Source organism: Lysobacter sp. A378 (genome assembly GCF_054052125.1).
This window is the reverse complement of record NZ_JBSVRK010000002.1, coordinates 1-12,603: the sequence shown is the minus strand read 5'-3', so window position 1 is coordinate 12,603 and position 12,603 is coordinate 1. Positions and strand designations below refer to the sequence as shown.

Sequence of the window (12,603 nt, the reverse complement as noted above, 5' to 3'; positions counted from 1 at the left end):
GTCTGGCTGGGCTATGCTGAACTCCCGTCGCGACGTTAGAGGAGTCCTCCCATGCGTATCGAAGTCTACGGCCAGCAGATCGACATCACCGCCGCCCTCCAGGATCACGTCGAAACCAAGCTCGCGCGCCTGCAGCGCCATTTTGAGCAGCCATTCGAAGTGCGGGTCCAGCTGGGCCTGGACAAGCCCGACCAACGTGCCGAGGCCACCATCACCTGCGCCGGGAGGACCTTTCATGCCGTCGCGGCAGCGCCTGACATGTACGCGGCCGTCGACCTGCTGACCGACAAGCTGGACCGGCTGCTGATCAAGCACAAAGACAAACAGGTCGACCAGCATCGCCGTGCCGAGAGCCTGGCGCGCATCACCGAACCCGGCTAGTCCCAATGCCCCTGCACCAACTGCTCCACAGCGACCGCATCGCGATCGTCACCGGACCCCACACCCGCGCGACGGTGATCGACACCGCCGCGCGGATGCTGGCGACCCGGGACGACTACCCGTCGGTCCGCGACAGCCTACGCTCACGTGAGCGCCTGGCCAGTACCGCGATCGGCCATGGCGTGGCGATTCCACACGGCCGGACCGGCTTGATCGGGCACGCCCGCGGGGCATTCCTGCACCTGCTTGAACCGGTCGACTTTGGCGCCATCGACGGCCAGCCGGTCGACCTGGTGCTGGCAATGGTGGTGCCCGAGCACTTCGTGCATGAGCACCTGGAACAGTTGGCCGAGCTGGCCGAACAATTCTCCGTTACCGGTTTTTGCGCCCGTCTGCGCCAGGCCGGCAACGTCGATGAACTGCGCCGCCGCCTGTTACAACCGCTCGCACACCACCAGGTGGCGTGATGCCGATACCGAGCGCGCGCATCAGTGCCAACGAGCTGTTCGACCAGCAGCGCGACCGCCTCAAGCTGCGTTGGTTTGCCGGTCAGGCGGGCGGCGATCGCATGCTGGAAGCGGTGGAAACCGTGGCCCGGCGGCCGTCGCTGGCCGGTTACCTGAACGCGATCTATCCCAACAAAGTGCAGATACTGGGCACCGAGGAACTGACCTGGCTGGATTCGCTGGACTCGCGCCACCGCTGGGAGACGATCGAGAAGATCATCCAGTTCCGGCCGCTGGCGCTGGTCATCACCAAGGGCCAGGACTGTCCTACCGACCTGATCGAAGCGGCCGAGGAGTCGCTGACCCCGCTGTGGGGCTCGGCCGCACGCGGGCACGAGTTGCTCAATCACCTGCAATACCATCTGGCTCGCGCCCTGGCGCCACGAATCACCCTGCACGGGGTATTCATGGAGATCTACTCGATCGGCGTCCTGATTACCGGCGATTCCGGTGCCGGCAAAAGCGAGCTGGCGCTGGAGCTGGTAAGCCGCGGTCACCGACTGGTTGCCGACGATGCACCGGAGTTCACCCAGATCGCGCCGGACGTGCTTGACGGTACCTGTCCCGAGTTGCTCCAGGACCTGTTGGAAGTCCGCGGCCTGGGGGTGCTGAACATCCGCCAGATGTTTGGCGACACCGCCGTCAAGACCAATAAATACCTGCGCCTGATCATCCATCTCACCCGTCCCAGCGAGACCAGCGAGCTCGATGGCATGGCACGGTTGACCGGCGATAACCAGACCCGCCGGGTGCACGACCTGGACGTGCCGATGAGCTCGCTGCCGGTGATGCCGGGGCGCAACCTGGCGGTGCTGGCCGAGGCCGCGACCCGTCTGCACAGCTTGCGTATGAAAGGCATGGACCCGGCGGCGGCGTTCATCGCCCGGCACAACAACTTCCTCGAACGTGGCACCAGCTGATGGCCAACACCCTGCCCCCTTCCTCGCCCTCCCCGCCGGAGCCGACCCGCACCAGATCCGCGGACACCCGTGCGGGCACCGACGCGCTGGTCATCGTCAGCGGCATGTCGGGTTCCGGCAAGTCGGTGGCGTTGAAGACGTTCGAGGACCTGGGCTACTACTGCGTGGACAACCTGCCGGCCGAGTTGCTGCCCGCGTTCGTGCGCAGCGCCACCGGCGGCTCGACCACGGCCAAGCTTGCGGTCGGCATCGATGTACGCAACAGCCACAGCGACCTGAGCAACATCCCGGCCTGGCTGTCGGAGGTTGGAAAGCTCGGACTGGACCCGCGGTTGATGTTCTTCGAGTGCCGCGACGATATCCTGCTCAAGCGCTACGCCGATACCCGTCGACGCCATCCACTGAGCCATCTGGGCCTGTCGCTTCCCGATGCGATTGCGCTGGAGCGCCAGGTACTGCGGCCGCTGCGACAGCTGGCCGACGTCGACCTCGATACCAGCGACCTGAATGTCCACCAGTTGCGGCGCCACGTCATCACCGAGTTCGCCCTGGGCAACGACAGCGCGGTGTCACTGTTGTTCGAATCGTTCGCCTACCGCCATGGCGTGCCGAAGGACGCGGATTTCGTGTTCGACGCCCGTTGCCTGCCCAACCCGCACTGGGACCCGATCCTGCGGCCGTTGTCGGGACGCGATGGCGCAGTTGGCGATTATTTCGCCTCCCAGCCACTGGTCAACCAGTTCGTGGAGCAAGTCAGTGGTTTCCTGGATACCTGGTTGCCGCGACTGCACGAAGACACCAGCCGCAGCTACATCACCGTGGCGTTCGGCTGTACCGGCGGGCGCCACCGCTCGGTCTATCTGGCCGAACGCCTGGCCCGACACGCACGTGAGCAGGGATGGGACGAGGTCGCGGTCCACCATCGCGAGATCGACTGAGCCATGGCCGTCGGCATACTCCTCATTACCCACGAAGGCATCGGTAGCGCCGTGCTGGCCGTCGCCTCACGCCTGCTGAGTCCGCTGCCACTGCGCGCGGAGGCGCTGGAAGTCCCGTTTGACGGCGACCCCGACCAGCTCCTGCCCGGCGCCAGCGCCGCCATGCGCCGGGTGGATGACGGCGACGGCGTGCTGGTGCTGACGGACCTGTACGGATCCACGCCCAGCAACCTGGCCGCCCGACTGGCCACGCTGGGCACTCCGGTCCGGCGGGTGTCGGCGTTGAGCTTGCCGATGTTGTTGCGGGTGATGAACTACGCCGAGCTGGACCTGGACCAGTTGCCGGCCGTGGCGGGGGCGGGCGCGCGCAACGGTGTGCGGCTGGATGACAGCTGATCATGGCGCTGGCACCGATGCAATGCCCTTCACTGTTGACTACAGCCCCGTGACCACCGCTTCTGGACCCTTGCCATGATCGAACGCGAATTGACCGTCTCCAACCGTCTGGGCCTGCATGCCCGCGCCACCGCCAAACTGGTGCAGCTGCTCTCGGGTTACCAGTGCAGCGCGACGCTGATTGCCAAAGGTCGCGAGGTCAACGCCAAGAGCATCATGGGGGTGATGTTGCTGGCCGCCGGTCAAGGCACCCAGGTCCGGTTGCGGGTCGATGGCGACGATGAATCGGCCGTCGCGGAGGCAGTCAGCGCGTTGTTCGAGCGTCGCTTTGACGAGGACCAATAGGATCAAACGGTTACGACAGGAGCTTCGCGGACAACCGGCCTCACGCGGCAACGCACTGGGCCGTGCCCGCGTGCGCCTGCCGCATGTGCTGGACGTGATCGAGGAGCGCATCGCGCCCGGTGCCGTTGACGCCGAGCTGGAACGACTGCACAGCGCGATCGATCGCGTACGCAACGACATGCACGGACTGCGCGACCAGTTGCAAGGGGCGTTGGCCCACGAGGTCGGCGAGTTCCTGGATCTGCACGCGCTGCTTCTGGACGATCCGGAGCTGCTCAAGGGGCTGGACGAGCTGATACACAGTGATCGCTACAGCGCCGACTATGCACTGCGCCTGCAACGCGATCGCATCGCCGCGGTGTTCAACACCATGGACGATGACTACTTCCGCAGCCGCCTGGACGATATCGACCAGGTGATCGGCCGCGTCCACGCCGCATTGCACCGTCGCGCCAGCGGGATGAAAGGCGTCGCCGGCGATATCCTGGTCAGCGACAACGTCGCCCCGGCCGAGCTGGCCCAGCTGCAGGCCCAGGGCGTGGTCGCGATCGTGACCGCCAGTGGCAGCCCGTTGTCGCATAGCGCCATCCTCGCCCGCAGCCTGCACTTGCCGCTGGTGGTGGGCGTGGCCAGCGTACTGCAGCGAATCAACGATGGCGACGCGCTGATCGTGGATGGCGGCACCGGCACGGTGATCCTGGAACCCGCACCGGCGGACCTGCGCCGCCACCGCACCGCGCAACGCGGCTACGTGCGCGAACGACGCGAGCTCAATCGCCTGCGTCGCGAGCCCAACCGGACCCGCGACGATACCGAAATCGAGCTGTACGCCAATGCGGAATCGCGCGCTGACGTTGCCGAGGCGCACGCATTGGGCGCCACCGGGATCGGCCTGTATCGCACCGAGTTCCTGTTCCTGCAGCGCAATGAACTGCCGGACGAGCATGAGCAATTCCAGGCCTATCGCGATGTGATCCTCGGGATGAGCGGGCGTCCGGTGACCATCCGAACCCTCGACGTCGGCGCCGACAAGGCGGACCGCACCGACCTGGCCCTGCGCGACGAATCAAACCCCGCGCTGGGCCTGCGCGGGATACGGCTGTCGCTGGCGCGCGCCGACTTGCTGGAGACCCAGTTGCGCGCCCTGCTGCGTGCATCGGGCTACGGGCCGCTGCGAATCCTGCTGCCGATGATCACCACCCGAGATGAAGTGCGCCAGGCGCGTCAGCACATCAAGCGCATTGCTCGCGACCTGCACGGCGAAGGCCATGAGATGGCCGGCCATGTCGCGGTGGGCGCGATGATCGAGGTTCCGGCGGCGGCGATCTCGCTGGCGGATTTCATTGGCGAGACGGACTTCCTGTCCATCGGCACCAATGACCTGATCCAGTACCTGCTCGCCGCCGACCGCAACAACGAGGCGCTGGGCGAGCTGTACACCCTGCTGCACCCGGCCGTTCTGCGGGTCTTGCGCGATGTGATCCGGGTGGCAAAACGGCGCCAGGTGCCGATTGCGCTATGCGGTGAGGTTGCCGGCGATGCCCGTTTTGCCCCGCTGCTGCTGGCGCTGGGGCTGGAGCAATTCAGCATGCATCCGACCAGCCTGCTGGAGGTGCGCCGCACCATCCGCGACTGCGACCTGGCCCGGCTGCGCGCCCACGCACCGGCATTGATGCGCGCGCGCGACCGCGGCGAGATTGAGCGTTGGCTGGACAACCAGCTCGGTCATTGACCAGCGGTTGTCCCGGCGGCCTCGCAACGACCCGGCCCGGCAGCGACCGCGGCCAGCAGCATGTCGGTATCACGATCGACCAAAATGAACACCATGCCGTCGGAGGTCCACGCGTCGGTCTGCTCGGTCCCCATGGACTCGTCGCTGCGAGCAAAAACCTTGCGGTCGTCCGCGCCAATCTGGATCTCGATCTTCGAGCTCATCGACAACGGCACATCCCAGTTGACCGCACTGCGATACGTGCCGTCCGGTGCACAACCCGGGCCGGCAGGGGTCACCGTGAACGTCACCCCCGGCTCCGCGAACGGCAGTTGCGTGGGCACCTCGGGTGCACTGCAAGCGGCAAGCATCAAACCGGCAAGGGCAATCGTCGCGTGGCAGACGAGTCGGAGCGTTGTGTAGCGCATGCTGGAAACCATGTCGAAAATAGTGGCGTATCAATACCACGAAGTCGCCAGCAACCCATATCGCTGGGCACAATCCCCGGGAGCAGGGATAATCCTTCGATGACCACATGAAGCTGGTCGCATCCGGCGCGGGTGCGGCTTCCTGACCAGGAGCACGCATGGCCGAAGCCGTCCGCCACGACAAGACCTCGCACCAATTGCGGATGCTCTCCGACGCCCTCGACAGCGGGCGGCTGGGCCCGGTACGACGGCTGGTCAATACCCTTTCCCCGGCCGAGATCGGCAACCTGCTGGAATCGCTGCCGCTGGGCAAGCGGGTCATCGTCTGGGGGCTGGTGGATCCCGAGGACGACGGTGAGGTCCTGGTCCACGTTGGCGACGAGGTGCGCGAAAGCCTGCTGGCGGACATGGACCCCGACGAGATCATCGCCGCGGTCGGCGACCTCGACATCGATGACCTGGCCGACCTGGTCGAGGACCTGCCAGACACCGTCATCGATGAAGTACTCAAGTCGATGGACCGGGAAAACCGCGAACGCCTCGAGCAGGTGCTTTCCTACCCCGAAGGCACCGCCGGGCGCCTGATGAACCCCGACGTGGTCACCGTCCGCGCCGACACCACCGTCGACGTGGTGCTGCGCTTCCTGCGCCTGCGCGGCGAGCTGCCCGAGCACACCGACCACCTCTACGTGGTCAGTCGGCGCCATCAGTACCGCGGTCGGATCGCCCTGGCCGCATTGCTGACCCACGAACCGTCCACGCCGATCAACCGCCTGCTCGACGACGAACAGCCGGCATTCGACGTGGACGAATCGGCCAACGAGGTGGCCCGCCAGTTCTCCGATCACGACTGGCTGAGCGCACCGGTGGTCGATGACACCCACACCTTGCTGGGCCGCATCACCGTCGATGACGTGGTCGACATCATCCGCGAACAAGCCGAACACCAGGCCTTGAGCGCGGCAGGTCTGGACGAGGACGAAGACATGTTCAGCCCGGCCCGGCGCGCGTTCCGGCGCCGGTTGATCTGGCTCGGTGTAAACCTGTGCACGGCGTTCCTGGCGGCCGGCGTGATTGGTCGTTTCGAAGGCTCGATCGAGAAGATCGTCGCGCTGGCCATCCTGATGCCGATCGTGGCGGGGATGGGTGGCAATGCCGGCACCCAGGTACTTGCGCTGATGATCCGGGGACTGGCACTGGGCCAGATCGGCGCCTCCAACGTCGGCGAACTGCTGCGCAAGGAACTTGCCGTCGCCCTGATCAACGGCCTGTGCCTGGGCATCGGATTGGGAGTTATCGTACTGCTGTGGTTCCGCGACCCGATGTTGTCGCTGGTGATCGGCGTCGCCCTGACCATCAACCTGCTGACCGCCGCCGCCGGCGGTGTGCTGGTACCGCTGACCCTGAAGCGGATGGGCTTTGACCCGGCGCTGGCAGGCGGGGTCCTGCTGACCACGATCACCGACGTGATGGGGTTCCTGAGCTTCCTGGGGCTGGCGACGCTGGTGTTGCTGCACTGAGCCACGGGGCATGGCAAACGCACGGGCTGCTCCCTGAAAGACTGGCCGCCCGTTTGTTCAATCCCTGTCCAGCGGACTGAGCACCCCGCCCGCTCCGCGACCCAACACGTGGGTATAGATCTGCGTGGTCGCTACGTCCTTGTGGCCAAGCAGCTCCTGCACCGTGCGGATGTCGTGGCCGTCCTCCAGCAGATGGGTGGCGAACGAATGGCGCAGCGTATGGCAGGTCGCCGGCTTGTCGATCCCGGCGCGTGCCCGCGCGGTCTTGACCGCACGTTGCAGCACGCCCTCGTCGACATGGTGGCGCCGCTTGCTGCCGTCGCGCGGATCCAGCGAATGGCGCACCGACGGAAACACGAATTGCCAACCGAGTTCGCGGCCGGCATTGGCATACTTGCGCGCCAGCGCATGCGGCAAGCTGACCACACCGAGACCCTGCAACAAGTCCTGCGCGTGTATCACCCGCACCCGCTCGACCTGCTCCCGCAACCGCTCGCGCAACTTGCGCGGCAACGGCACCCGCCGATCCTTGCCACCCTTGCCATTGCGCACGCAGATCTCGTTGCGACCGAAGTCCACGTCCTTGACCCGCAGCCGCACGCACTCCATCAACCGCATCCCGGCGCCATACAACAGCGCCGCCATCAGCCACACCTGACCATCGAGCACCGCCAGCAACCGGGTCACCTCATCGCGCGACAGGACCACCGGAATCCGCTGCGGCCGCTTGGCCCGCACCACCGACTCCATCCACGGCAACTCGATGCCGAGCACCTGCCGATACAGGAACAACAACGCCGACAGCGCCTGGTTCTGGGTGCTCGCCGCCACGTTGTCGTGCGTCGCCAGCGACGACAGGAACGCCTCCACCTCCACCACCCCCATGTCGCGCGGGTGCCGCTTGCGATTGGCCAGGATGAAACGCTTGATCCAGCACAGATAGACCCGCTCGGTGCGCAGGCTGTAATGCTTCAACCGGCACCGGGCCCGCACCTGCTCCAGCAAGCGCGGCGGACGATCAGGCGCCGCCTCGCTGCCAGATAACACCGCAATTTCGGGACGATAAGACATGACACCCCACAAAAGCCGCTTTCCCCAGCCAGCTTCCACTTCAAGCGACCGCGGCGTAAGTGGATAAGCCGCTGATATAGGGTAGGATTTCCCTGATTGACGGCGCCCCAGATTAAAGGCGACGATCCGATAACACCCCACTTTGGGGATCTACTAAGCGTTAGGCCACCTATGACACGTTCGCTGCCCCTGATAGTCATGCTTTTGCTTGGCGGCTGCAGTGAGCCAACGCCGGTGACCGTAGAGAATCGCTCTGACGTTCTGCTTCAATCGATCACTGTGGCCGGATCTGGCTTCACGCAGCACGTAGGTGATCTTCCGCCTGGCGCAACTGCCACAACGCAGGTCAGCCCATCCGGTGAGTCCGGCCTTAGCATGTCTTTCCGCGTCAATGGCAAAGAGGTTGCCTTGCCGCCCAGCGGCTACTTTGAGGGCGGCGGCAGTTATGCTGTCCGTGTAACGGTCACCCCAGAGCTGCGTGCATCCGTGGTCTCAGAGCTGCAGCAGTACTAGGCGGTGGCCTAACAATTCGTTCAAGCCGAACTTGCTTCGCTACACCAACAACATGGCAGAAAAAGCTTGCCATGTTGTTGGCTCCGCTACGCAAGTCGGCTTAACTCAGGCGTTAGGCTGCAGCATCTCGCAACCGGGGAATACATGGCACATCCACTTGTGCTTCCAATGGCAGCGCACGTAGCGCTTGCTGCACTCCTCTACGCTCTGCTTACCGTTGCGCGCGCTCCCAAAGTCTGGGGCATCGGCCAACGCGCGGACGGCTCCAATCCGTGGGCAGCTATTGAGTCCCGTATCAGTGCAAACCTATCCAATCAGTTCGAGTGGCCCGTCTTTTTCTACGCAGCATGCCTGCTGCTAATGCAAGGCCATCTGGTGAGCACTGCTGCGGTTGTTCTTGCGTGGGTCTTTGTCGTCGGTCGCTTGGCCCATAGCTGCGTTCAGATCCTCACTACAAACATCCGACTGCGCGGCTTGGTGTTCACGGTCAACTTCCTCGCTACACTCGGACTTTGGGCTGTGGTTCTTCAGTCCCGGTAGCCGGGGCAGCAGCCTAACAATTCGTTCAAGCCGAAACCGCTTCGTTACACCAAAGGCATGGCAGAAAAAGCTTGCCATGCCTTTGGCTCCACTACGCGGTTCGGCTTAACTCAGGCGTTAGGCGGCACTACACTTCAGGGCATCGGACGATTTATCAATGCCATACGGTTTGATTTTGCTAATAGTGGTTGTGTTGGTCACCGGTCGCTTCGTAGTTGCCTCGGATGCGTCGACACGGGCGAAATCTATTATCGCGATCGCCTGTGTCGCTTCAATTGTTGCGCCGCTCGTCTTGCCGCAGTGGCATCTCGTGAGTCTTTTGGCTCAAGTCATGCTCGTTATAGGTCTGGTACTTCACTCTAAAGTTCACGGCTAAATGGACGGCGATGGTATCTAACGCGCCGCCTAACAATTCATTCAAGCCGAACCCGCTTCGTCGCTTCGTTCAAATGAGCCGTTGACGGCGTTGCATCGGCATCCGGCCTGCACCGTGCGGGTCGGCTTAATTCCGGCGTTAGGCCTACTTAGGAGATATCGATGGCTAATCCAGTAGAGCACTTCTTCTCGCGCCTCGCATCAGCGGATGTCGAAGGTGCCCTCAAATATGTGCATGAGGACGCAGTATTCGAAGCTCAAGGTCCGAGCGATGTGCCCATCTACGGACGGTTCGAGCGAAGAGATGGCGTGAGCCGTTTTCTGACCATCGTTTCGGAGATGTTTGACACAGAGGTGTTTGAGTTTCGCAAATGGGCCGTAGTCGATGACTTTGTGTTCGCACACGGGTATATGCAGCACAAGCTTCGGAAGAATGGACATGTATTCAAAAGCGAATGGGCTTTGGTCTGCCAAATTGAGGAGGGCCTGATTCGTTCGTACAAGATGTTTGAGGACACAGCCGAACTCCAGGCGGCGTATTCCTAACAATTCATTCAAGCCGAACCCGCTTCGCGGGTCGGCTTAATTCAAGCGTTAGGTGCCTTACGAAGCTATGTCGCATTACAAACTCATCATCTTTGATTGTGACGGCGTCTTGGTCGATAGCGAACGCATCACCAACCAAGTGTTCGTTGACATGTTAAATGAGCTCGGACTTCCATTAACGCTCGAAGACATGTTTGAGCAGTTCGTCGGTCATTCCATGAACCAGTGCTTGGACAAGATCACAAGTATGTTGGGCAAGCCTCCATCTGCAGACTTCCTGCCGGCTTATCGAGCACGCACCAAGAATGCTCTTGAATCAGGCCTTCTTCCGGTTCCAGGCATAGAAGATGCACTTGACAAGTTAGCTCTGCCGACCTGCGTTGCCTCAAGCGGAGATCATGAAAAAATGCGCACTACGCTGGGCATCACAGGGCTTTGGCGGCGATTCGAGGGGAGAATTTTTAGCGTAACTGAGGTGGCAAATCCAAAGCCTGCGCCAGATATCTTTCTGCATGCAGCCAAAGAACTCAACGCCTCGCCCGCCAACTGCGTGGTGGTCGAAGACACGCCCACTGGCGTGGCAGCTGCGGTCGCCGCGGGAATGACAGTCTTGGGCTACTGCGGCTTGACGCCAGCTCATCGCTTGCAGGCAGCGGGGGCGCATCATGTGTTTGATAGCATGGACGCTCTTCCGAGCCTGGTGCAAAAGCCGTGGGGCGGCGCCTAACAATTCGTTCAAGCCGAACCTGCTTCGCTACACCAACAACATGGCAGGTAAAGCTTGCCATGTTGCCGGCTACGCTACGCAGGTCGGCTTAACTCAGCAACTGTCTTGAAGCGTGCCGCTCAAGCCAGTGCCAGACCCTCGGCCCGAAGCTCGTCACGCCGCCTTGCGTTGATGATCCCGAGCAGCTTCCGCATGCACGCCACCAGAGCCACCTTGCCCAGCTTTCCACGCGCTCGCAGCTGCTGGTAGTGCGCCTTCATGGTCGGATCCCAGCGTACGGCCGAGAGCGTGGCCATGTAGAGCGCGACGCGAACCGGCGCGCGCCCTCCACGGATCCGCCGCTTGCCCTGGCCCTGTCCGCTGTCCCGGTTCATCGGAGCCACGCCGGTGAGCTTGGCGATCTGTCTGCGATCAAGGTGGCCGAGCTCCGGCAGCAGCGCGAGAGCGGTGGCCTGGAACACGGGTCCAAGCACCTTGCTCGAGCGTAGCGCGGGCGTGGCGTGCGCCTGGATCAAGGCCTTCATTGTTTTCTCGATCGCGGCAAGCTCCCGGACCAAGGCGGCAATGGTGCGGGCTGCAAGCTTGCGGACGGAAGCAGGCGCCATCGCCGCCTGCTGCTTCTGGGCTTGGAGCAGGACGACCACCTGGCTGCGACGGCGCAGCCAATCACGCAGCTCGCGTTGCCAGGGCGGCGGTGCGAGGTAGGGGCGCAGACGGTCGGCGAACAGCCGGGCCATGAGCGCCAGGATCCGGGCGTCGATGTCGTCGGTCTTGGCCAGCTCGCCGGTGGCGTTGGCGAAGGCGCGGGTTGACCCGGGCAATCCACAGACCGGCATCGCAGCAGGCCTCGAGCAGTGGCTCCTCGTAGCCGCCGGTGGCTTCGACCACGATCCGCGTGGCCCCAAGTGCCTGTAGTCGCTTGACCAGCTTGGCGATGTCCGCCCGATTGTTGGCGAACCGGAGCACGCGCGGCTGCCCATCCACGGCCAAATCCAGGCTGGCCTTGCCCACATCGATCCCTGCTGCTGACATGTTCGTTCTCCGCTACAGTTGATTGGCCGAGAGCATCGCGCCCGAGGCCCACGCTTATCAGTTCGAGGGAAACCTCGATCAACTGTTCGGGCGCAGGGCGCGAGATCCGGCGTGCGGCCCCTGCTGAATTACGGTGGTCTGACACCGAGGCGTTATCGGGCGCGCACGTCGGGCTCTCGGCGCCTACGGTAGGGGAAACTCAAGACATAAGGCGTTAGGCGCCACATCCGTCATCGAGGCGAGTTCATGAAGCAACCACCAAACGACCTGCCGATCTATCGTGTGCTCACCGGTCCAGATGATGCTGCGTTCTGTCACCGTGTTAGTGGAGCTCTGGCACTTGGTTATGAGCTTTATGGTTCGGTTGCTGCAACTTTCGACGGCCAAAGAATCGTCTTGGCGCAAGCCATTATTTGGCCTCGCACAAAGCGCCAATTGTCCGGTACTAACCAATGATCGTTGGCGCGCTGCAAAGTGTGGCGCCTAACAACTCGTTCAAGGCGGACGGCTGCGCCGCCGCTTAACTCCAGCGTTGGGCGTCACCAGAACGAGTGCAGTCTTTCGCACTTCTGGGCGTCAGAATGACGCCGTCAGCATCGGGCAAACGCGCCGTCGGAGGCGCCTCTTTTCGGCCACCCCCGCGCTCTTGCGCCC

15 protein-coding genes and 1 pseudogene are annotated in these 12,603 nt (G+C 63.3%); 12 read left to right on the top strand and 4 right to left on the bottom strand.

Features of this window, described 5'->3' with window-relative positions:
• Window positions 1-51: 51 nt before the first annotated feature.
• The 7 genes from hpf to ptsP all read left to right on the top strand — a co-directional run bounded on the left by hpf (window position 52) and on the right by ptsP (window position 5,218).
• Window positions 52-381 carry a ribosome hibernation-promoting factor, HPF/YfiA family gene (hpf, locus tag ACW7G1_RS06000; protein ID WP_456978870.1) on the top strand — a complete coding sequence of 110 codons (330 nt, stop codon included), beginning with the start codon at window positions 52-54 and terminating at the stop codon, window positions 379-381.
• Between the two features lie 5 nt (window positions 382-386).
• Window positions 387-848: a PTS sugar transporter subunit IIA gene (locus tag ACW7G1_RS05995; RefSeq protein ID WP_456978869.1), complete on the top strand. Its 462-nt coding sequence runs from the start codon at window positions 387-389 to the stop codon at window positions 846-848.
• Window positions 848-1,807, top strand: coding sequence for an HPr(Ser) kinase/phosphatase (gene hprK / locus ACW7G1_RS05990; RefSeq protein WP_456978868.1), 960 nt, complete (start codon window positions 848-850; stop codon window positions 1,805-1,807). Before ACW7G1_RS05995 ends, hprK begins: the two co-directional genes overlap by 1 nt.
• Window positions 1,807-2,745 (top strand): RNase adapter RapZ, encoded by a 939-nt coding sequence (gene rapZ, locus ACW7G1_RS05985; protein WP_456978867.1) that lies wholly within the window; start codon window positions 1,807-1,809, stop codon window positions 2,743-2,745. Before hprK ends, rapZ begins: the two co-directional genes overlap by 1 nt.
• Before the next feature lie 3 nt (window positions 2,746-2,748).
• A complete protein-coding gene (locus ACW7G1_RS05980) occupies window positions 2,749-3,141 on the top strand; it encodes a PTS sugar transporter subunit IIA (RefSeq protein WP_456978866.1) in 393 nt (130 codons plus the stop codon).
• A gap of 75 nt (window positions 3,142-3,216) precedes the next feature.
• The gene (locus tag ACW7G1_RS05975) at window positions 3,217-3,486 is read left to right on the top strand and encodes an HPr family phosphocarrier protein (protein ID WP_456978865.1); all 270 of its coding nucleotides are present in this window, start codon (window positions 3,217-3,219) and stop codon (window positions 3,484-3,486) included.
• 1 nt (window position 3,487) lies between these two features.
• On the top strand, window positions 3,488-5,218 hold the full coding sequence (ptsP, locus tag ACW7G1_RS05970) for a phosphoenolpyruvate--protein phosphotransferase (RefSeq protein WP_456979849.1): 1,731 nt from the start codon (window positions 3,488-3,490) through the stop codon (window positions 5,216-5,218).
• Here the strand turns inward: ptsP and ACW7G1_RS05965 are convergent.
• Complete coding sequence (locus tag ACW7G1_RS05965; protein ID WP_456978864.1) at window positions 5,212-5,625, bottom strand: hypothetical protein; 414 nt, start codon at window positions 5,623-5,625, stop codon at window positions 5,212-5,214. The two genes, ptsP and ACW7G1_RS05965, sit on opposite strands and share 7 nt — an antisense overlap.
• A gap of 158 nt (window positions 5,626-5,783) precedes the next feature.
• Here ACW7G1_RS05965 and mgtE point away from each other — a divergent pair, with 158 nt between their 5' ends.
• The gene (gene mgtE / locus ACW7G1_RS05960; RefSeq protein WP_456978863.1) at window positions 5,784-7,145 is read left to right on the top strand and encodes a magnesium transporter; all 1,362 of its coding nucleotides are present in this window, start codon (window positions 5,784-5,786) and stop codon (window positions 7,143-7,145) included.
• Between the two features lie 57 nt (window positions 7,146-7,202).
• Here mgtE and ACW7G1_RS05955 read toward each other — a convergent pair whose 3' ends face one another.
• Entirely contained in the window at window positions 7,203-8,216 is a 1,014-nt protein-coding gene (locus ACW7G1_RS05955; protein ID WP_456978862.1) for an integron integrase, read from the bottom strand.
• A 657-nt stretch (window positions 8,217-8,873) separates the two neighbouring features.
• On the opposite strand from ACW7G1_RS05955, the gene ACW7G1_RS05950 reads away from it, so the two are divergent.
• The 3 genes from ACW7G1_RS05950 to ACW7G1_RS05940 all read left to right on the top strand — a co-directional run bounded on the left by ACW7G1_RS05950 (window position 8,874) and on the right by ACW7G1_RS05940 (window position 10,917).
• The gene (locus tag ACW7G1_RS05950) at window positions 8,874-9,269 is read left to right on the top strand and encodes an MAPEG family protein (protein ID WP_456978861.1); all 396 of its coding nucleotides are present in this window, start codon (window positions 8,874-8,876) and stop codon (window positions 9,267-9,269) included.
• Window positions 9,270-9,806: 537 nt separating this feature from the next.
• Entirely contained in the window at window positions 9,807-10,190 is a 384-nt protein-coding gene (locus ACW7G1_RS05945; protein WP_456978860.1) for a nuclear transport factor 2 family protein, read from the top strand.
• A 67-nt stretch (window positions 10,191-10,257) separates the two neighbouring features.
• Window positions 10,258-10,917, top strand: coding sequence for an HAD family hydrolase (locus ACW7G1_RS05940; protein WP_456978859.1), 660 nt, complete (start codon window positions 10,258-10,260; stop codon window positions 10,915-10,917).
• Between the two features lie 119 nt (window positions 10,918-11,036).
• Here ACW7G1_RS05940 and ACW7G1_RS05935 read toward each other — a convergent pair whose 3' ends face one another.
• Both ACW7G1_RS05935 and ACW7G1_RS05930 read right to left on the bottom strand, forming a co-directional pair.
• A complete protein-coding gene (locus ACW7G1_RS05935) occupies window positions 11,037-11,441 on the bottom strand; it encodes a transposase (protein ID WP_456979848.1) in 405 nt (134 codons plus the stop codon).
• Between the two features lie 147 nt (window positions 11,442-11,588).
• Window positions 11,589-11,949: pseudogene (locus ACW7G1_RS05930) on the bottom strand (IS110 family transposase); the annotation flags it as partial.
• A gap of 246 nt (window positions 11,950-12,195) precedes the next feature.
• Between ACW7G1_RS05930 and ACW7G1_RS05925 the strand changes: the two are divergent.
• Entirely contained in the window at window positions 12,196-12,405 is a 210-nt protein-coding gene (locus tag ACW7G1_RS05925; RefSeq protein WP_456978858.1) for a DUF1737 domain-containing protein, read from the top strand.
• Window positions 12,406-12,603 lie beyond the last annotated feature (198 nt).

Bases quoted from the DNA above. Each gene is read 5' to 3' on its own strand.
- hpf (WP_456978870.1), top strand. From the start codon at position 52: ATGCGTATCGAAGTCTACGGCCAGCAGATCGACATCACCGCCGCCCTC.
- ACW7G1_RS05995 (WP_456978869.1), top strand. From the start codon at position 387: ATGCCCCTGCACCAACTGCTCCACAGCGACCGCATCGCGATCGTCACC.
- hprK (WP_456978868.1), top strand. From the start codon at position 848: ATGCCGATACCGAGCGCGCGCATCAGTGCCAACGAGCTGTTCGACCAG.
- rapZ (WP_456978867.1), top strand. From the start codon at position 1,807: ATGGCCAACACCCTGCCCCCTTCCTCGCCCTCCCCGCCGGAGCCGACC.
- ACW7G1_RS05980 (WP_456978866.1), top strand. From the start codon at position 2,749: ATGGCCGTCGGCATACTCCTCATTACCCACGAAGGCATCGGTAGCGCC.
- ACW7G1_RS05975 (WP_456978865.1), top strand. From the start codon at position 3,217: ATGATCGAACGCGAATTGACCGTCTCCAACCGTCTGGGCCTGCATGCC.
- ACW7G1_RS05965 (WP_456978864.1), bottom strand. From the start codon at position 5,625: ATGCGCTACACAACGCTCCGACTCGTCTGCCACGCGACGATTGCCCTT.
- mgtE (WP_456978863.1), top strand. From the start codon at position 5,784: ATGGCCGAAGCCGTCCGCCACGACAAGACCTCGCACCAATTGCGGATG.
- ACW7G1_RS05955 (WP_456978862.1), bottom strand. From the start codon at position 8,216: ATGTCTTATCGTCCCGAAATTGCGGTGTTATCTGGCAGCGAGGCGGCG.
- ACW7G1_RS05950 (WP_456978861.1), top strand. From the start codon at position 8,874: ATGGCACATCCACTTGTGCTTCCAATGGCAGCGCACGTAGCGCTTGCT.
- ACW7G1_RS05945 (WP_456978860.1), top strand. From the start codon at position 9,807: ATGGCTAATCCAGTAGAGCACTTCTTCTCGCGCCTCGCATCAGCGGAT.
- ACW7G1_RS05940 (WP_456978859.1), top strand. From the start codon at position 10,258: ATGTCGCATTACAAACTCATCATCTTTGATTGTGACGGCGTCTTGGTC.
- ACW7G1_RS05935 (WP_456979848.1), bottom strand. From the start codon at position 11,441: ATGAAGGCCTTGATCCAGGCGCACGCCACGCCCGCGCTACGCTCGAGC.
- ACW7G1_RS05925 (WP_456978858.1), top strand. From the start codon at position 12,196: ATGAAGCAACCACCAAACGACCTGCCGATCTATCGTGTGCTCACCGGT.